This window comes from Enterobacter sp. RHBSTW-01064 (assembly GCF_014103035.1).
GTDB classification, from domain to species: Bacteria; Pseudomonadota; Gammaproteobacteria; order Enterobacterales; family Enterobacteriaceae; genus Enterobacter; species Enterobacter mori.
Genome location: NZ_JABXOU010000008.1, coordinates 133,055 through 151,047, shown reverse-complemented (window position 1 = coordinate 151,047; position 17,993 = coordinate 133,055). Strand labels below are relative to the sequence as shown.

Sequence of the window (17,993 nt, the reverse complement as noted above, 5' to 3'; positions counted from 1 at the left end):
GGCAAAACATTCTGTTAACATGCGCTCAATTTGTCGTCAAGCGAATGCGCTGACGGAGATCACAGGTTGTTGAATTTGAGAGAAAAGCCAGTTGCCGGGTGGCGGCTTCGCCTTACCCGGCCTACGTTCGGATCGTAGGCCCGGTAAGCGCAGCGCCACCGGGCTTGCCGTTACTGCCACCCATACCGACGCGCATAGAACCCTTTCACCATCTGGGTCAGCACCATATAACCGGCGAGGATCGCCACCAGCCACGGGAAGTAGCTCAGCGGCAGCGCCTGCAGCTGAAGGTAGCTCGCCAGCGGTGAGAACGGCAGCGCGATGCCGAGCGCCATCACAATGCCCGTCATCACAATCAGCGGCCACGCCGCGCGGCTCTGAATGAACGGGATACGACGCGTGCGGATCATGTGCACAATCAGCGTCTGCGACAGCAGTCCCACCACGAACCAGCCGGACTGGAACAGCGTCTGGTGTTCCGGCGTGTTGGCGTGGAACACAAACCACATCAGGCAGAAGGTCAGAATGTCGAAGATGGAGCTGATCGGCCCAAAGAACAGCATAAAGCGGCCCAGATCGGCGGGGTTCCAGCGCTGCGGCTTCTGGATCTGCTCGTCGTCCACGTTATCAAACGGGATCGCCACCTGAGAGACATCGTACATCAGGTTCTGGATCAGCAGGTGCAGCGGCAGCATCGGCAGGAACGGCAGAAACGCGCTCGCCACCAGCACGCTGAAGACGTTACCGAAGTTGGAGCTGGCGGTCATTTTGATGTACTTGAGCATGTTGGCGAAGGTGCGGCGGCCTTCGATTACGCCCTCCTCCAGCACCATCAGGCTCTTTTCCAGCAGGATGATATCCGCCGCCTCGCGGGCGATGTCCACCGCGCCGTCGACGGAGATACCAATATCCGCCGCACGCAGCGCGGGCGCGTCGTTGATGCCGTCGCCCATAAAGCCCACCACGTGTCCTTCGCGACGCAGCAGCGTGACGATGCGCTCTTTGTGCATCGGGGTCAGGCGGGCAAACAGCGTGGTGCGCTGGGCAAGCTTCGCCAGCTCATCGTCGGAGAGATGTTCAATATCGCTCCCCACCACCACGTCGCCCGCGTCCAGCCCCACCTCATGGCACACTTTGGCCGCCACCAGCTCGCTGTCTCCGGTGAGAATTTTGACGGTAATACCGCTCGCCTTCAGCGCCTTCAGCGCCGGTGCGGTGGTCTCTTTCGGCGGATCGAGGAAGGCGATGTAACCTTCGAGGATCAGATCGGATTCGTCGATACGCTGATAGTCCCCTTCACGCGCGGGCAGGAACTTGCTGGCGACGGCTACCACGCGCAGCCCCTGACGGTTCAGGTTATCGGTGACGCGTTTGATGCGGCGCAGCATGGTGTCGTCCAGCGGCACGATGTCGCCGTTATGGCGAACCTGCGTCGACACGTTGAGGATCTCCTGCAGCGCGCCTTTACAGATCAGCTGGTGGACGTCCTGCTGCTCGCTCACCACCACCGACATGCGACGGCGCTCGAAGTCGAACGGGATCTCATCCACCTTCTGCCAGCGGCGGGAGAGCGTGCGGGCGGATTCTTCGTCTACCCCTTCCAGCACCGCGACGTCGAGCAGGTTTTTCAGCCCGGTCTGGTAGTGGCTGTTCAGCCACGCGCTGTGCAGCACGCGCTCGCTGGTTTTACCGGCGACATCCGTATGGTTCTCCAGCACGATTTTGTCCTGCGTCAGGGTGCCGGTTTTATCGGTACAGAGGATGTCCATCGCGCCAAAGTTCTGGATGGCGTCGAGGTGTTTGACGATCACCTTCTGTTTAGAGAGCTTCACCGCCCCGCGCGCCAGCGTGGAGGTGACAATCATCGGCAGCATTTCCGGCGTCAGGCCGACGGCCACGGAGAGCGCGAACAGCGCCGCTTCCCACCAGTCGCCCTTGGTGTAGCCGTTGATCAGCAGGACGATCGGCGTCATCACCATCATAAAGCGGATCAGCAGCATGCTGACGCGGCCAATGCCTTTCTGGAAGGCGTTTGGCTCGCTCTCCTGCTCGCTGACGCGTCCGGCAAGCTGTCCGAACCAGGTGTTGCCCCCGGTAGCGGTGACAATCGCCTGCGCGGTGCCGCTGACCACCGTGGTGCCCATAAAGCACAGGGTGTCGCACTCGAGCGGGTTCATCTGCTGCGGGTCGCGGCTGCGCGCCACCTTTTCAACGGGCAGGGATTCCCCGGTCAGCGAGGCCTGCGCCACAAACAGATCGCGCGCCTGGATGATGCGTAAATCCGCCGGGATCATATCCCCCGCCGCCAGCTTCACCAGATCGCCCGGCACCAGCTGGTCAATAGGCAGCTCCACCCAGGCATTTTCGCCGAGATCGTTAATCACGCGCGAGACGGTCGCGGTGTTGCTGACCATCGCCTTGAGGGCATCCGCCGCTTTGGTGGAGCGGGCTTCCTGAATGAAGTTCAGCAGCGTGGAGATGCCCACCATCAGGGCAATGACGCCTGCGGCAAACAGGTCTTCAGTGGCGTAGGAGATGATGCCCAGCACGGTCAGCAGCAGGTTGAACGGGTTGCGGTAGCAGAGCCACAGGTGTACCCACCATGGGGAGGGCTTTTGCGCCGGGATCTGGTTATCGCCGTGCACGGCGCGGATTTTTTCCACTTCTGCGGCATTCAGCCCTTCCGGGTGACCGCCAAAGGCGCGCCAGACTTCGTTTTCATCCATTGCCGCCGCGTGCAGGCAGCGTTCGGTCAGGGACGCGGGGATCGCCGCCCCCGCCATATTTTTGGCGTCTGGCAGCGGGTCGCGCTGAACAAGACGGTGTGGCAGGTGGCGGCTCAGCAGGGCCTGCAGCTGCCGGGTGATATTTTTAAACATAGGCATTCCTCCGCATCCGCAAGCGCGGACGCAGCATTTCCTTCAGGCGTGGCAAAGCCTTACCTGAGAGGCACTTAATTTTTCAAGCAGGAACGTTTAAGACGCTACTGCCTCACGCCGGTGAGACAGCAACAAGGCTGGCTTACCGGAAAGAACGTTTTCTCCCGTTCAGGAGAGGTGTGGGATCGGGATCCATGTGGCCTCCGGTAAGTAAAAATCAGGGTGTCGCCGCGCAGTATAAGGATTTAACCATACCGTTTGTGGCTAATCGGGCGGTATTATAACCCCACGCAAATAAACCGAACGTAAACCAGACTTTGCCCATAGCGAAATCGCGCTATAGCATTAGGCTCAATTGATCATTTTGTCGTTGTTACAGGGAATACAGCATGCAGAACCGCCTTACGATTAAAGACATCGCGCGTTTAAGCGGCGTGGGGAAATCAACCGTCTCACGCGTGCTGAACAACGAAAGCGGCGTCAGCGAACGCACGCGCGAGCGCGTTGAGGCGGTCATGAACCAGCACGGCTTTTCCCCTTCCCGTTCCGCGCGCGCCATGCGCGGGCAGAGTGACAAGGTGGTCGCCATTATTGTTTCGCGTCTGGATTCCCTGTCAGAAAACCTCGCCGTGCAGACCATGCTGCCCGCCTTCTACGAGCAGGGCTATGACCCGATCATGATGGAGAGCCAGTTCTCTGTGCAACTGGTTGAAGAGCATTTGGGTATGCTTCAGCGGCGCAATATTGATGGCGTGGTGCTGTTTGGTTTTACCGGCATCAAAGAAGAGATGCTCAAACCCTGGCAGCCCTCACTGGTGCTGCTGGCGCGCGATGCCCACGGTTTCGCGTCCGTCTGCTATGACGATGAAGGCGCCATTATTACCCTGATGCAGCGCCTGTACGAGCAAGGCCATCGCCACATCAGCTACCTGGGCGTGCCGCACGCGGACGTCACCACCGGCAAGCGCCGCCACGAAGCGTATCTGGCCTTTTGCAAAAAGCACAACCTCTCCGCCGTGGCCTCCCTGCCAGGGCTGGGCATGAAGCAGGGCTACGAGCAGGTCGCCAGCGTCCTGACGCCGCAGACCACCGCGCTGGTGTGCGCCACGGATACCCTGGCGCTGGGTGCCAGCAAATATCTGCAGGAGCAGCGCATCGATAACCTCCAGGTGGCGAGCGTCGGCAGCACGCCGCTGATGAAGTTCCTGCACCCGGAAATTATCACCGTCGATCCGGGCTACGCCGAGTCCGGCAGGCAGGCCGCCGCGCAGCTGATAGAGCAGATCAACGGGCGCGCTGAGCCGCGTCAGATCGTCATTCCTGCCCACCTCTCTTAACCCCCTCTCAACGGATTATTGTGATCTTCGCCTGATTTCGGGAACGTTCCCATTTTCGCCGTCACGCTGAAGGAGTAGGCTTGCGCTCAGGTCATTCCCCCCCTCACCATCTGTCATGAGGTTTCATGATGAGTAAAGTCAAACAAGCAGATATCGATCGGCTGATCGTCCTGGTCGGCGGACGCGAAAACATCGCAACCGTCAGTCATTGTATTACCCGCCTGCGCTTCGTGCTGAACGATCCGGCCAAAGCCAACCCGAAGGCCATTGAAGAACTTTCCATGGTCAAAGGCTGCTTCACCAACGCCGGTCAGTTCCAGGTCGTTATTGGTACCGAAGTGGGCGATTACTATCAGGCTTTGCTGGCGACAACCGGGCACTCTTCTGCTGATAAAGAGCAGGCGAAGAAGGCCGCGCGCCAGAATATGAAGTGGCACGAGCAGCTGATCTCCCACTTCGCGGAGATCTTCTTCCCGCTGCTGCCGGCGCTGATCAGCGGGGGCTTAATCTTAGGCTTCCGTAACGTCATCGGCGATGTGCCGATGAGCGACGGCAAAACGCTGGCGCAGATGTACCCAGCGCTGCAGAGCATCTATGACTTCCTGTGGCTGATTGGCGAAGCGATCTTCTTCTATCTCCCGGTGGGGATCTGCTGGTCCGCGGTACGCAAAATGGGCGGCACACCGATTCTGGGTATCGTGCTGGGCGTCACGCTGGTCTCTCCACAGTTAATGAACGCTTACTTACTTGGGCAGCAGGTGCCGGAGGTGTGGAACTTCGGGCTGTTTACCATCGCTAAGGTGGGCTACCAGGCGCAGGTGATCCCGGCACTGCTGGCCGGTCTGGCGCTGGGCTTTATTGAAACGCGCCTGAAGCGCATCGTGCCGGATTACCTCTATCTGGTGGTGGTGCCGGTCTGCTCGCTGATTATTGCCGTGTTCCTGGCGCACGCCTTTATCGGTCCGTTTGGCCGCATGATTGGCGACGGCGTGGCCTTCGCGGTCCGTCACCTGATGACCGGCAGCTTCGCGCCGATTGGTGCCGCGCTGTTTGGCTTCCTGTACGCCCCGCTGGTGATCACCGGCGTGCACCAGACCACGCTGGCGATTGATATGCAGATGATCCAAAGCCTTGGCGGCACGCCAGTCTGGCCGATTATCGCCCTGTCTAACATTGCGCAGGCCTCTGCGGTGACCGGCATCATCATCGTCAGCCGCAAGCACAACGAGCGTGAGATCTCCGTTCCGGCAGCCATCTCCGCCTACCTCGGCGTCACCGAACCGGCAATGTACGGTATCAACCTGAAATACCGCTTCCCGATGCTCTGCGCGATGATCGGTTCCGGTCTGGCAGGCTTGCTGTGCGGCCTGAATGGGGTGATGGCAAACGGGATTGGCGTCGGCGGCCTGCCGGGCATCCTTTCCATCCAGCCCGCGTTCTGGCAGGTATTTGCGCTGGCGATGGCGGTAGCAATTATCGTCCCAATGGCGCTCACCACCGTGGTTTACCAGCGTAAGTTCCGTCAGGGCACGCTGCAGATTGTTTAACGTCTTCTTTCGGGGCGCAGTTGCGCCCCTTCGCATTTGCAGGAACGCACTATGAATACTCTTCCTCACTGGTGGCAGAACGGCGTCATCTATCAGATCTATCCCAAGAGCTTCCAGGACACCACCGGCAGCGGCACTGGTGATTTACGCGGCGTAACGCAGCGTCTGGACTACCTGAAAACCCTCGGCATCGACGCCATCTGGCTGACGCCGTTTTATATCTCCCCGCAGGTGGATAACGGCTACGACGTGGCGAATTACATCGCCATTGACCCGGCCTACGGCACCCTGGATGACTTCGACGAGCTGGTTGCCGAGGCGCACGCGCGCGGCATTCGCATCGTACTGGATATGGTGTTTAACCACACCTCCACGCAGCACGCCTGGTTCCGCGAGTCGCTGAACAAAGCGAGCCCGTACCGCCAGTTCTACATCTGGCGCGACGGCACGCCGGAGCAGCTTCCCAACAACTGGCGCTCCAAGTTTGGCGGCAACGCCTGGCGCTGGCACGCCGAGAGCGAGCAGTACTATCTGCACCTGTTTGCGCCGGAGCAGGCGGACCTCAACTGGGAGAACCCGGAGGTGCGCGCCGAGCTGAAAAAAGTGTGCGAGTTCTGGGCCGATCGCGGCGTGGACGGCTTGCGTCTGGATGTGATTAACCTGATTTCAAAAGATCAGGATTTCCCGGACGACAACATCGGAGACGGCCGCCGCTTCTATACCGACGGGCCGCGCATTCACGAATATCTGCAGGAGATGAGCCGCGACGTCTTCACCCCGCGCAACCTGATGACGGTAGGCGAGATGTCCTCGACCTCGCTGGAGAACTGCCAGCAGTACGCGTCGCTCGACGGCAGCGAGCTGTCGATGACCTTTAACTTCCACCACCTGAAGGTGGACTATCCCGGCGGTGAAAAGTGGACGAAGGCGAAGCCGGACTTCGTGGCGCTGAAAACCCTCTTCCGCCACTGGCAGCAGGGGATGCACAACAAAGCCTGGAACGCGCTGTTCTGGTGTAACCACGACCAGCCGCGCATCGTGTCGCGCTTTGGTGATGAAGGGGAACACCGCGTGGCTGCCGCGAAGATGCTCGGCATGGTGCTGCACGGCATGCAGGGTACGCCGTATATCTATCAGGGCGAAGAGCTGGGGATGACCAACCCGCACTTCAGCCGCATCACCGATTACCGCGACGTGGAAAGCCTGAACATGTTCGCGGAACTGCGGGCCAACGGCCGCGAACCGGACGAGCTCCTGGCGATTCTGGCGAGTAAGTCACGCGATAACGGGCGCACGCCGATGCAGTGGGACGCGTCGCACAATGCGGGTTTTAGCGAGGGCGAGCCGTGGATTGGCGTCTGCGACAACTACGAAACCGTGAACGCCCGCGCGGCGCTCGACGACCCGGATTCGGTGTTTTACACCTACCAGTCGCTGATTTGCCTGCGCAAAACTCTGCCGGTGCTGACGTGGGGGGATTATGAAGATCTCCTGCCGGAACATCCTTCCCTTTGGTGTTACCGCCGTCAGTGGCAGGGACAGACGCTGGTGGTGGTGGCAAACCTGAGTCATACGCCTCAGAAATGGGAAAAGGACGTTCTCAGCGGTCAGCCGCAGGTGCTGATGAGTAACTACCCTACACCGCAAACGACGTCGCTCCGTCCGTTTGAAGCGGTCTGGTGGCTGCAGCAGTAACGTTCCTTGTCGGGTGCCGCCCAGCACCCGGCTTATTTTACTGTTTTTGTTGAATAATTAATCAGATTTTTCTCGCACGCCTTTACAATCGCTGAAGCGCCCGCCGTTTGTACTCTCGTCTTTTTACTTTGTTCTGCATCAAATAAAACGCAAACATGTTTGATGCAAATCACTATATGTAGAACTTAAAATGCACGCCGACCCAACATCTTGTATTTATCGTCTACTATTCCAACAACAAGACGGCGCTTACGCTGGCCGGAATTGTGGATAACACGAGCTGGGAACGCGGGAAGTCTTTGGCCCGGCGGGAAATACGCCCGGTGAATACTTCTCCACCTCTGTGGATAACCTGTTTTCAAAAATGGAGTGATCATGACACCGCATGTGATGAAACGTGATGGCTGTAAAGTGCCGTTTAAATCAGAGCGCATCCAGGAAGCCATTCTGCGTGCAGCTAAAGCAGCGGGAGTCGATGACGCAGATTACTGCGCCACCGTCGCAGAAGTCGTTAGCAGCCAGATGAATGAACGCCGCCAGGTCGATATCAACGAGATCCAAACCGCGGTTGAGAACCAGCTGATGGCGGGGCCTTACAAGCAGCTGGCGCGCGCCTACATTGAGTACCGTCACGATCGTGACGTGCAGCGCGAGAAGCGCGGCCGCCTGAACCAGGAGATACGTGGCCTGGTCGAGCAGACCAACTCCGCCCTGCTCAACGAAAACGCCAATAAAGACAGTAAAGTGATCCCGACCCAGCGCGACCTGCTGGCCGGTATCGTCGCCAAACACTATGCCCGTCAGCATCTGCTGCCGCGCGACGTGGTGTCGGCGCACGAGCGCGGAGAGATCCACTACCACGATCTCGACTACTCGCCGTTCTTCCCGATGTTCAACTGCATGCTGATCGACCTGAAGGGCATGCTGACCCACGGTTTTAAAATGGGTAACGCCGAGATTGAACCGCCTAAGTCGATCTCCACGGCCACCGCGGTCACGGCACAGATTATCGCTCAGGTCGCCAGCCACATTTATGGCGGCACCACCATTAACCGCATTGATGAAGTGCTGGCCCCGTTCGTGACGGCAAGCTTCAACAAGCATCGTAAAACGGCCGAAGAGTGGCAGATCCCGGACGCTGACGGCTACGCGCACTCCCGCACCGAGAAAGAGTGCTACGACGCCTTCCAGTCGCTGGAATATGAAGTGAACACGCTGCACACCGCCAACGGCCAGACGCCGTTTGTGACTTTCGGTTTTGGCCTGGGCACCAGCTGGGAATCACGCCTGATTCAGCAGTCCATTCTGCGTAACCGCATTTCCGGCCTCGGCAAAAACCGTAAAACCGCCGTGTTCCCGAAACTGGTGTTCGCCATCCGCGACGGCCTGAACCACAAGTTTGGCGATCCGAACTACGACATCAAACAGCTGGCGCTGGAGTGCGCGAGCAAGCGCATGTACCCGGACATCCTGAACTACGATCAGGTCGTCAAAGTGACCGGTTCGTTTAAAACGCCTATGGGCTGCCGCAGCTTCCTCGGCGTGTACGAAGATGAAAACGGCGAGCAGATCCACGACGGACGTAACAACCTGGGCGTCATCAGCCTGAACCTGCCGCGCATCGCGCTGGAGGCGAAAGGTAATGAAGCTGAATTCTGGACGCTGCTGGATGAACGCCTGCAGCTGGCGCGTAAGGCGCTGATGACCCGCATCGCGCGCCTTGAAGGAGTCAAGGCCCGCGTGGCGCCGATCCTCTATATGGAAGGGGCCTGCGGCGTGCGCCTGAAGGCGGACGATGACGTGTCGGAGATCTTCAAAAACGGTCGCGCGTCGATTTCTCTGGGCTATATCGGCATTCATGAAACCATCAACGCGCTGTTTGGCGACACGCATATGTACGACAGCGACGCCCTGCGCGAAAAAGGCATCGCCATCGTTCAGCGCCTGCGCGACGCGGTAGACCAGTGGAAAGAGGAAACCGGTTACGGGTTTAGCCTCTACAGCACGCCGAGCGAGAACCTGTGCGACCGCTTCTGCCGTCTGGACACTGCCGAGTTCGGCATTGTGGAAGGGGTGACGGATAAAGGGTACTACACCAACAGCTTCCACCTCGACGTGGAGAAAAAAGTGAACCCGTACGACAAGATCGACTTCGAAGCGGCCTATCCACCGATCGCCAGCGGCGGCTTCATCTGCTACGGCGAGTACCCGAACATTCAGCACAACCTGAAGGCGCTGGAAGACGTGTGGGATTACAGCTACCAGCACGTGCCGTATTACGGCACCAACACGCCCATCGACGAGTGCTACGAGTGCGGCTTTACCGGTGAGTTCGAGTGTACGAGCAAAGGCTTTACCTGCCCGAAATGCGGCAACCACGATGCGGCTCGCGTCTCCGTCACCCGCCGCGTGTGTGGCTATCTCGGCAGCCCGGATGCGCGTCCGTTTAACGCCGGCAAGCAGGAAGAGGTGAAGCGCAGGGTGAAACATCTGGGGAATGGGCAGATCGGGTAAGTTTTGCGCAGGGTTCTCCCCCTCACCCTACCCCTCTCCCTCAAGGGAGAGGGAACCGATCGAGCACATTGTTATTCCGGCCACCGGTTTTCTCCCTCTCCCTGCGGGAGAGGGCCGGGGTGAGGGCATCAGGTTAACGCTATGAATTATCATCAATACTACCCCGTCGACATCGTCAACGGCCCCGGCACCCGCTGCACCCTGTTTGTTTCAGGCTGCGTCCACGAATGCCCCGGCTGCTATAACAAAAGCACCTGGCGCTTAAATTCCGGCATGCCGTTTACCGCTGAAATGGAAGACCGCATCATCAACGACCTCAACGACACCCGCATCAAACGCCAGGGGATTTCGCTCTCCGGCGGCGACCCCCTGCACCCGCAAAACGTGCCGGATATCCTGAAGCTGGTGAAGCGCATTCGGGCAGAGTGTACGGGAAAAGATATCTGGGTCTGGACAGGCTATAAGCTGGAAGAACTAAACGCAGAGCAAATGGAAGTGGTGGATCTGATTAACGTCCTGGTTGACGGCAAGTTCATGCAGGATTTAAAAGACCCGGCACTGATCTGGCGCGGCAGCAGCAACCAGGTTGTGCATCATCTGCGTTGATCGCTAAAGCCGTTTGTTTGCATCATGATAAACGGCTGATTTCTCTCTCTTCCCAATGGCAATGACAACAACCAGCACCACTTCGTCCTGAACCTGATAGACAAGGCGATAGCCTGACGCTTTAAGTTTGATTTTGTAGCAATCAGGCAGGCCCTGTAAGCGGGCTGATTCAATCCTGGGTTTCGCCAGCACGTCGGCAAGTTTCTTCTTAAAATGGTCTTTTACAGTCTCCCCCAGTTTGCTCCACTCCTTTAACGCCCTGGGATCAAACGCCAGTTCATAAGTCATCCAGACTAACCTTAATTCCCTTTTGCGGATTAGCCAGCCGCTCCCGGACCGTCTGTATCAGCGCATCTTCGCTGTCGCTAATCGTGACCGTTTTCACGGGCATGCGCCCTGTTTCAGCTACGTACTGAAACAGTAATCGCACCGCTTCCGTTGGGGTGATATTGAGTTTTTCCAGCACGGCATAAGCCTCGTTTTTGAGTTTGTCATCCAGACGGACGTTCAGCGTGGCCATTATGCCTCCGGTAAAATCGAATGTGTAATGCAGTTTAGCATTACATTCGCATTACATCGAATTCTGGATAACGCCTCTCAAAACCGGCTCAAACTCTCCATTGCCACCGCCTTAAACTCGGCAAAATCTCCGCAGCTACAGAGCCGTGCCATCGCCCGTTCACGCAGGAAAGTGACAAAGATATCGTAAATCGCCATCGCCTCTTCGTACTCGCTTTTGCTGATGGCGAGCAGGAAGATGACGTGCGCAGTTTCGTCGCCCCACGGGACGCCGTGCGGGGCGAGCACGGTATAGACTACCGTTTTCTGCGCCAGCAGGCCGAGTGAGTGCGGCAGCGCAATGCCGTCGCCGAGCATGGTGCTGACGATGGCTTCACGCTCGACGACGGAGTCCAGGAACTCCGCGCCGACAAATCCCTCGCCTTCAAGCTGCGCGCACAGTTCCCGGAACAGCGTTTGCTGGTCAACGGGCGTGTCGATAATGCGGAAATGGGCCGCATCGAAGTATTTATCCAGCATCCACGGGCGGGTACGGTCCACCAGCACCAGCTTGCCGATCTGCTCTAACTGATAGTCGGTCGGGAACGGGGCGATCGTCACCACCGGTTTCGACTTTTCGCTGACGCGGGCGGTGGCGATCACAAAATCTTCGCCAATCGTTTCCGCCAGCTCGTACTCGCGCAGGGTGAGCGTGCGCGTAACCTCAATTTGCGGGTATTTACGCTGCAGCACCGCCTCAATCATGCGGACCATAGCATTACCAGCGTCGCACACCAGCAGCACGCGCGGCTGGCGCTGGTAGCCAATGTTGTAGTGACGCTCCAGCCCGACGCCGATATGTAGCACCAGGAAGCCAATCTCGTTTTCGCTGATCACATACGGCGTGTATTTGCCCCAATTCGATACCGCTGCGAGGGTCATATCCCACGCCATCGGGTAGTGCTGCTTGATGTTATCCAGCAGCGGGTTGGGGATCATAATTTGATACCGCACGCGGGTGATCATGGTTTTGATGTGCGTGAGCAGGTCAGCGTGAAGCTGTTCGTCGCTGAGCAGGTTGTAGTTATAGTGAGTGTTGATGTAGCGCAGGATGTAGTTGACCAGCGCTTCATCGTCGTCTGCGTTAATCGCGCTCGGGGCAATCTCCTGGATCTGCCGCGCCGCAATGTGCACGCACAGCCAGCTCTCCTCCGAAGGCGAAAGCGCTTTGCCCGCCAGCTGCTGGATAGAGACCGCGATATCTTTCGCCGCCTCGCGCACGTTCTCTTCTACGTCTTCAGCGTGGAATTCCGGCAGCGGAAAGCCCTCGCTGATGCGACGTACCGACACCGCACAGTACAGACGCAGGAACAGCTCGCCTTCGTCGGTCAGGCGGATGTGATGTCGCGTCAGCGCATCATGCAGTACGGCCACCATCTGCTCCGGCACACCCGCGTTGAGAGCAACTTCGGTCACCAGCGGGTTGAGACTGTCCTGCTGCGCCAGCTCCCAGAGCAGGTCGGTCAGGCACGCGCGGGTGGACATCTCGCTGCCAAACAGCTTCATGCCGTGGCGCGGACGCGTTTCCAGGGTCAGGTTGTAGCGGTGGAACCACTCGCGCACTTCCACCATGTCGCTTTGCAGCGTGGCGCGGCTGACAAACCACTCATCGGCCAGATCTTCCAGCTTGAGGGAAAACGCTGAGGTGAGAAAACGTACCACCAGATAGTGCACGCGCTCGGGTCCGGTCCGCGGAATACGCAGCGCGCGCGGGTGGGATGCCTGCAATTGCAGATAACGTTCAGCGTCGTCAATTTTGAGCTGATAGCCATTGCCACGGCTCAGAACAAACTGCGCGCCGTGGCTTGCCAGCAGCGCGTTCAGGGCGGTGATATCGGCACGGACGGTTCGCGTGGAAACCGACAGCCGCTGCGCCAGCTCGTCCTGCGGCAGCGTCTCGTTTTGCAACAGATCGAAAAGTTGCGCTAAACGTTGGTTCGGAAATCGCACGGGTTTGTCCTCTTACGGCTTAAGGTGAAATGACCATCTGGGATGGACTGCCGACCGGGGTATAGTCCGGTTCGAAGCTGAGTCTGCCGTCCTGCGCCACGCGGAAACGGGTAATGTTGTCGCTGCGCTGGTTCATGACGTACAGCCAGCGTCCCTGTTTATCGAGCGTCAGGGTGCGCGGATAGTCGCCCCGCGTCCACACGTCGTCCTGATGCGTCAGCGTGCCCTCCGCTGTTACGGTAAAGTGCCCGATGCTGTTATGCAAACGGTTAGCCACATACAGCTGTTTGCCGTCGGCGCTTAATGCCAGCCCGGCAGCAAAGCTGGTGCCTTTGTAACCTTCCGGCAGGGCTGAAAGCGTTTTGCCCTCTTTTAAGGTGCCGTTGGCGCTCACGGTATAATGGGTGAGCGTAGACGCCTCTTCGTTAATCAGCCACAGGGCATCCCCTTTTGGCGTAAAGACAAAGTGGCGCGGCCCGGCGCCTTTTGAGGAGGCGCTGATAAACGGCGGATCGTTCGGCGTCAGCTTGCCGCTTCGATCGTCAAAGCGGTACTGGTAGAGACGATCCAGCCCCAGATCGGTGGAAAATACGTACTTGCCGCTCGGATCGGCGGCGATCATGTGCGCATGCGGACCGTTGTGATCGCTGATGGCAAAGCTGCCCTCCGCAGCCGCTTCCGGCTTCGCCGCGCCCGGTTCGCCTTGATCCTGATATTGATCCGTGGCGTCACCCAGGCTGCCGTCTGCCTTGACCGGCAAAACGGCAATCGATCCGCTGACGTAGTTCGCCACCAGTAGATGACGACCGTTCGGCGTCAGGGAAAGATACACCGGCCCCGCACCGCCGGATGCCACCTGATTCAGCTTGCTCAGTTCACCGTTATCCCCCACCCGCAGCGCCTGCACCACGCCCTGCTCCACTTCACTTGCCAGGTAGAGCGTTTTGCCGTCGTGCGAGACGGTAAGCTGCGCAGCGTTCGGCAGCGTGCTGACCAGCGTTTTATTCGCCAGCGCGCCGCTTTGCGGATCAACGGTAAAGCGGTACAGCCCTTCTCCGTTGGGGTTGTAGGTGCCCACCCAGGCGTATTGCGTCTGGGCGATAGCGGTGGTGGCGAGCATTGAGAGTGAAGCGACAAGCAGGTTACGGGTGTGCATGGTGGCTCCTTTGGGTTTGTGCGGTGTGTTTCCCCTCACCCTAACCCTCTCCCCAAAGGGGAGAGGGCCGGGATGAGGGGCAGGTTTTACTTCACCAGCTTCTTCGTCATCTCCAGCAGCGTACGCACATCCTCCGGACGCGTATCACCGCTGGCTTTGTCGATAATCGAGCTGTAGATATGCGGGATGATTTTGCTCACGCCCGCGTCGAGGGCGATCTGCAGGATCTCCTCATAGTTTTCCAGATCGATACCTCCGGTCGGCTCCAGCCAGAAGTCGTGACGGGCGCAGGCTTCCGCCACCGCTTTATACTCGTCACGGCACTTCAGGCCGCCCATCGGGAAGTATTTGATGGAGCTGCCGCCGAAATCTTTCAGCAGGGCAATCGCGGTTTCAACCGGTACGATACCGTCCGGGGCCGCGCTGCTCAGCGGTCCGGTGGAGATTTTGACCATCCCGACGGTGCCGGTCGGGGAGACCAGACCGTTGACCACGGACTCATTCTGCCCCAGCAGCGCGCGGCTGGCGGCCACGCCGGTGAATACCTGGTTGACGTGCTGCGGCTGCACCTGGCGGGAGATTTCACTCACCATCGCCGACTGGTTCGGATCCCCCGCGCCCAGGCCGACGGAGAGCGCGTTATCAATCAGCGCGGCGTATTCACGCATATCGGCGACGGCGCTGTCCACGTCCGGGTAATTTTTGGAGAGCACGCCCACCAGCACATGACCTTCCGCCGCCTCGTAAATGGCGCTGGCGTTGGCTTTCGATCCTGCCAGCACGTTCAGGCAGACACGGTCACGGTAAAAGTTGGGGGTCAGTTTCATGCTTTTTTCTCCTGTCCTAATACTTCGCTAATGCGGCGGTAGACGATGTTCAGCTGGTCAGCATTCACGCTGCGCACGTCCGCTTCGATAATCCCTTCGTTGGCCTTGTAGCCACGGAAGTAAATGGCGTATTCGCCCTGCTTGAGCTTCGCCACCAGATCGCCCGTGCCGACGCCCGTTGTGGCTTCATCGAACTTAATCTCGGTGCGGGCGATATCGCGACCGGCGCTGTCCCAGACCACGCGTGCGGTGACGCCACTCAGGGTGTTGAGCGCGTCAATAAACGGCGTCATCTTCGCCACCATCTCAGCGCCGCTCTCTTTGGTCGCCGTCAGGTAGTGTTCGATGGCGCAGGTCAGGCCGAGAATGCCCTCTTTGCCCACCTTCATCGCGCGGCCAATGCCCGCCGTCTGGCGTTTTACCCACTCAACATACTGGGTTTTACCGATCACCAGCCCGCTGGTTGGGCCTTCAATCGCCTTCGCGCCGCTGTAGATCACCAGATCGGCGCCGGAGCGGTAGTAGGCGTGAAGATCTTCTTCTGCCGCTGCATCGACGATCAGCGGCAGATCGTGCTTGCGCGCCACGACCGCCGCCTGCTCGACGCTGAGCATGCTTTTCTGCACGCAGTGGTGAGATTTGATGTAGAGGATCGCCGCGGTGCGCGGGGTGATCGCCGCCGCCAGCTGATCGGCGGAGCATTCGTTGGCGTAGCCCGCCTCCACCAGCCTGCCGCCGCCCAGCGCCACCATGGTGCCCACCGGCGCGCCAAAGTTCACGTTGTGGCCTTTCGGCAGGACGATTTCGTTGTTCTCAATCGGGGTCACGTGCAGGTTTTCCAGCAGCCAGTCGCTGTCTTTCACCAGCACCGCCGCCACGGACTGGGCAATGCCCGCCGACGCGCAGGAGACCACCGTCGCGCCTTCCACGTCCAGCAGCTTCGCGATGTATTCACCGGTTTTATTAACCAGATCCTTCATCTCGAAGTACTCATTCATGCCGTCCATTGCCGCCTGCACCACTTCCGGGCGCGGCGTGGAGACGCCCAGCGCCGTCATGCGGCCAGAGGTGTTGATCACCTGCTTTAAGTTGTACTTCTCATAAATCGAAGGCATGTTCCGTGCTCCCTTGTTCGGTCATGTAGCCCTTGCCCGCGCGGATCGCGGCAAGCGGCACCAGAATGTGTTCAGCCTGCAGGCTGTCGTTTTCAGCATCCGTCAGCACCGTCGGCTGGCGCTTAAGCGTAAACAGCGTCAGGTCGGCGTCGAGGCCCGGCTGAATGCGGCCTTTGCGCGCCAGGCGCAGGCCGTCGGCGGCGTTCGCGGTCACGCAGTCAATCACCTGCGGCAGCGACATGCCGATGGCGAGGAATTTCGACATTACGCTTGCCAGCGAGCCCACCGGGCCGTTGATGCGGTTGCGGCAGTAGATATCCGAGCTGATGGTGTGCGGCAGAATGCCCATCGCGATGGCGCGTTTCGCCACCTCAAAGCTGAAGCTCGCCGTGCCATGCCCCACGTCCAGACGCACGCCGCGCTTCAGGGCGGAGGTGATGGAGGCGCGCAGCTCGCCGGAGGGCGTCAGAATGCGGTTGGGTTTGCCGTTATAGCAGTGGGTGATGATATCGCCGGAGCTCAGCAGCTCAGCAATTTCGTCGAGGTTCGGCGGGTTGTTGCCGATGTGCACCATCAGCGGCAGGTCGCCGTTCTCTTTCTGAATGGCCTTGGCGCGCTCCAGCGGCGTAATGCCGTTTTCACCGACCACGCTGCTGCTCATGCGCGCCTTCAGACCGACGATAAAATCAGGGTGGCGCTTCACCGCCTGCTTCACCGCGTCGGCGTCGATGTTGGCCATATTGGCCAGTTCGTTCTGGGCAATCAGCCCCACGCGGGAGATGTTCAGCAGGGCAAAGACCTCGGTAGAGGCTTTGCGGGTGATGTCGTAGAAATCGTCCACGTCGTCGGCACCGGTACTGCCCGCGTCCACCACGGTGGTGACGCCGGTGGCAATGCCGACGCTGTCCGGTTCGTCGTGGTAAATCGGGGAGTTCGGGTAGCAGTGAACGTGGGAGTCAATCCAGCCTGCGCTGACGAATACGTCGCCGTTCAGCTCAACCGTTTTATGCGCGGGGGCGTCAATGTCGCCCAGCGCCGCGATCTTCCCGTCCTGAATGGCGATATCGGTCAGGGTATCGTCGGCAAGGCGCGCACGGCGCAGGAGTAAATCAAACATGAGGATCTCCTGATAAGGCGGGCGCCTGAGCGCCCGCGGGTATTAAAGGGCGACCGGGAACAGCCAGCCCAACAGCATCGCGCCGAGGATCGCGCCACCGGTGATCGGCTTCTGCCAGATGTAGAACACCAGCGCACCCAGCAGGGAACCGACGCCGATAGGAATGGAGGCGGTCATGGCGCTGAGGATAATCAACGGCCCGAGGAAGCGGCCGGAGGCGTTACCCGCGCCCATCATCACGTCTGCACCGTAGGTGGAGTTGCTCTGGTTGATGGTGAACTTACGCGCCAGGATGATGACGTAGCCAATCGCCAGGCCAATCACCAGGCCGGTAATCAGCGCGGCAATGAAGTTGGTCACCGGGAACATGATGCCCGCGCCCAGCAGCAGCGCCGGCACGCCGAGGCCTACGCCGGTCTGGATCGCCCCGCCGATATCAAGAATACCGACCAGCGAGCCTTCGATAATACGGGCGAACAGGAAGCTCGCGCCGAACGCCGCCACCGCGCCGTAGACGCCGGTATCCATCCCCGCTTTCAGCATCGCCACGAAGGCCACTTCGTTAAACGCGCCGATGCCGTAGAGGTAGTACATGTGCGTCCCGGCAAACACGCCGGAGGAGAGCAGGCCAACGAAGATCGGGAACGACCAGTCGGCATACCAAAAACCTTTATTCTGTTCCATGTAGAGGC

At 59.3% G+C, this 17,993-nt stretch carries 14 protein-coding genes; 5 read left to right on the top strand and 9 right to left on the bottom strand.

Annotated features, from left to right (window positions below; all coding sequences use genetic code 11):
• Positions 1-170: 170 nt before the first annotated feature.
• Positions 171-2,879, bottom strand: coding sequence for a magnesium-translocating P-type ATPase (mgtA, locus tag HV355_RS20940; RefSeq protein WP_174341188.1), 2,709 nt, complete (start codon positions 2,877-2,879; stop codon positions 171-173).
• Positions 2,880-3,268: 389 nt separating this feature from the next.
• On the opposite strand from mgtA, the gene treR reads away from it, so the two are divergent.
• The 5 genes from treR to nrdG all read left to right on the top strand — a co-directional run bounded on the left by treR (position 3,269) and on the right by nrdG (position 10,578).
• On the top strand, positions 3,269-4,216 hold the full coding sequence (gene treR / locus HV355_RS20935) for a trehalose operon repressor TreR (protein WP_126816366.1): 948 nt from the start codon (positions 3,269-3,271) through the stop codon (positions 4,214-4,216).
• A gap of 128 nt (positions 4,217-4,344) precedes the next feature.
• Complete coding sequence (treB, locus tag HV355_RS20930; protein ID WP_010427357.1) at positions 4,345-5,763, top strand: PTS trehalose transporter subunit IIBC; 1,419 nt, start codon at positions 4,345-4,347, stop codon at positions 5,761-5,763.
• A gap of 51 nt (positions 5,764-5,814) precedes the next feature.
• Complete coding sequence (gene treC / locus HV355_RS20925; RefSeq protein WP_182403269.1) at positions 5,815-7,458, top strand: alpha,alpha-phosphotrehalase; 1,644 nt, start codon at positions 5,815-5,817, stop codon at positions 7,456-7,458.
• Positions 7,459-7,833: 375 nt separating this feature from the next.
• The gene (gene nrdD / locus HV355_RS20920; protein WP_182403267.1) at positions 7,834-9,972 is read left to right on the top strand and encodes an anaerobic ribonucleoside-triphosphate reductase; all 2,139 of its coding nucleotides are present in this window, start codon (positions 7,834-7,836) and stop codon (positions 9,970-9,972) included.
• Positions 9,973-10,113: 141 nt separating this feature from the next.
• Complete coding sequence (gene nrdG, locus HV355_RS20915; RefSeq protein WP_182403265.1) at positions 10,114-10,578, top strand: anaerobic ribonucleoside-triphosphate reductase-activating protein; 465 nt, start codon at positions 10,114-10,116, stop codon at positions 10,576-10,578.
• A gap of 3 nt (positions 10,579-10,581) precedes the next feature.
• Here the strand turns inward: nrdG and HV355_RS20910 are convergent, their stop codons facing one another.
• The 8 genes from HV355_RS20910 to HV355_RS20875 all read right to left on the bottom strand — a co-directional run bounded on the left by HV355_RS20910 (position 10,582) and on the right by HV355_RS20875 (position 17,985).
• A complete protein-coding gene (locus HV355_RS20910; protein ID WP_126816370.1) occupies positions 10,582-10,866 on the bottom strand; it encodes a type II toxin-antitoxin system RelE/ParE family toxin in 285 nt (94 codons plus the stop codon).
• Positions 10,856-11,098 carry a type II toxin-antitoxin system RelB/DinJ family antitoxin gene (locus HV355_RS20905; RefSeq protein WP_008501400.1) on the bottom strand — a complete coding sequence of 81 codons (243 nt, stop codon included), beginning with the start codon at positions 11,096-11,098 and terminating at the stop codon, positions 10,856-10,858. The genes HV355_RS20910 and HV355_RS20905 overlap by 11 nt, the downstream gene beginning before the upstream one ends.
• A gap of 77 nt (positions 11,099-11,175) precedes the next feature.
• A complete protein-coding gene (locus HV355_RS20900) occupies positions 11,176-13,086 on the bottom strand; it encodes a BglG family transcription antiterminator (RefSeq protein WP_182403263.1) in 1,911 nt (636 codons plus the stop codon).
• 19 nt (positions 13,087-13,105) lie between these two features.
• Positions 13,106-14,242 (bottom strand): lactonase family protein, encoded by a 1,137-nt coding sequence (locus HV355_RS20895; RefSeq protein WP_182403261.1) that lies wholly within the window; start codon positions 14,240-14,242, stop codon positions 13,106-13,108.
• An 86-nt stretch (positions 14,243-14,328) separates the two neighbouring features.
• A complete protein-coding gene (locus HV355_RS20890; protein ID WP_182403259.1) occupies positions 14,329-15,069 on the bottom strand; it encodes a KDGP aldolase family protein in 741 nt (246 codons plus the stop codon).
• Positions 15,066-16,184, bottom strand: coding sequence for a DgaE family pyridoxal phosphate-dependent ammonia lyase (locus tag HV355_RS20885; protein WP_182403256.1), 1,119 nt, complete (start codon positions 16,182-16,184; stop codon positions 15,066-15,068). The genes HV355_RS20890 and HV355_RS20885 overlap by 4 nt, the downstream gene beginning before the upstream one ends.
• Positions 16,168-17,301: an amidohydrolase/deacetylase family metallohydrolase gene (locus HV355_RS20880; RefSeq protein ID WP_182403254.1), complete on the bottom strand. Its 1,134-nt coding sequence runs from the start codon at positions 17,299-17,301 to the stop codon at positions 16,168-16,170. The genes HV355_RS20885 and HV355_RS20880 overlap by 17 nt, the downstream gene beginning before the upstream one ends.
• Positions 17,302-17,343: 42 nt before the next feature.
• Complete coding sequence (locus tag HV355_RS20875) at positions 17,344-17,985, bottom strand: DUF4310 family protein (protein ID WP_010427370.1); 642 nt, start codon at positions 17,983-17,985, stop codon at positions 17,344-17,346.
• Positions 17,986-17,993 lie beyond the last annotated feature (8 nt).

Excerpts from the sequence above, each read along its gene's own strand:
- HV355_RS20885 (WP_182403256.1), bottom strand. The coding sequence starts at position 16,184 with ATGCCTTCGATTTATGAGAAGTACAACTTAAAGCAGGTGATCAACACC.
- treC (WP_182403269.1), top strand. The coding sequence starts at position 5,815 with ATGAATACTCTTCCTCACTGGTGGCAGAACGGCGTCATCTATCAGATC.
- HV355_RS20890 (WP_182403259.1), bottom strand. The coding sequence starts at position 15,069 with ATGAAACTGACCCCCAACTTTTACCGTGACCGTGTCTGCCTGAACGTG.
- HV355_RS20875 (WP_010427370.1), bottom strand. The coding sequence starts at position 17,985 with ATGGAACAGAATAAAGGTTTTTGGTATGCCGACTGGTCGTTCCCGATC.
- mgtA (WP_174341188.1), bottom strand. The coding sequence starts at position 2,879 with ATGTTTAAAAATATCACCCGGCAGCTGCAGGCCCTGCTGAGCCGCCAC.
- HV355_RS20880 (WP_182403254.1), bottom strand. The coding sequence starts at position 17,301 with ATGTTTGATTTACTCCTGCGCCGTGCGCGCCTTGCCGACGATACCCTG.
- treR (WP_126816366.1), top strand. The coding sequence starts at position 3,269 with ATGCAGAACCGCCTTACGATTAAAGACATCGCGCGTTTAAGCGGCGTG.
- HV355_RS20910 (WP_126816370.1), bottom strand. The coding sequence starts at position 10,866 with ATGACTTATGAACTGGCGTTTGATCCCAGGGCGTTAAAGGAGTGGAGC.
- HV355_RS20895 (WP_182403261.1), bottom strand. The coding sequence starts at position 14,242 with ATGCACACCCGTAACCTGCTTGTCGCTTCACTCTCAATGCTCGCCACC.
- nrdG (WP_182403265.1), top strand. The coding sequence starts at position 10,114 with ATGAATTATCATCAATACTACCCCGTCGACATCGTCAACGGCCCCGGC.
- nrdD (WP_182403267.1), top strand. The coding sequence starts at position 7,834 with ATGACACCGCATGTGATGAAACGTGATGGCTGTAAAGTGCCGTTTAAA.
- HV355_RS20905 (WP_008501400.1), bottom strand. The coding sequence starts at position 11,098 with ATGGCCACGCTGAACGTCCGTCTGGATGACAAACTCAAAAACGAGGCT.
- treB (WP_010427357.1), top strand. The coding sequence starts at position 4,345 with ATGAGTAAAGTCAAACAAGCAGATATCGATCGGCTGATCGTCCTGGTC.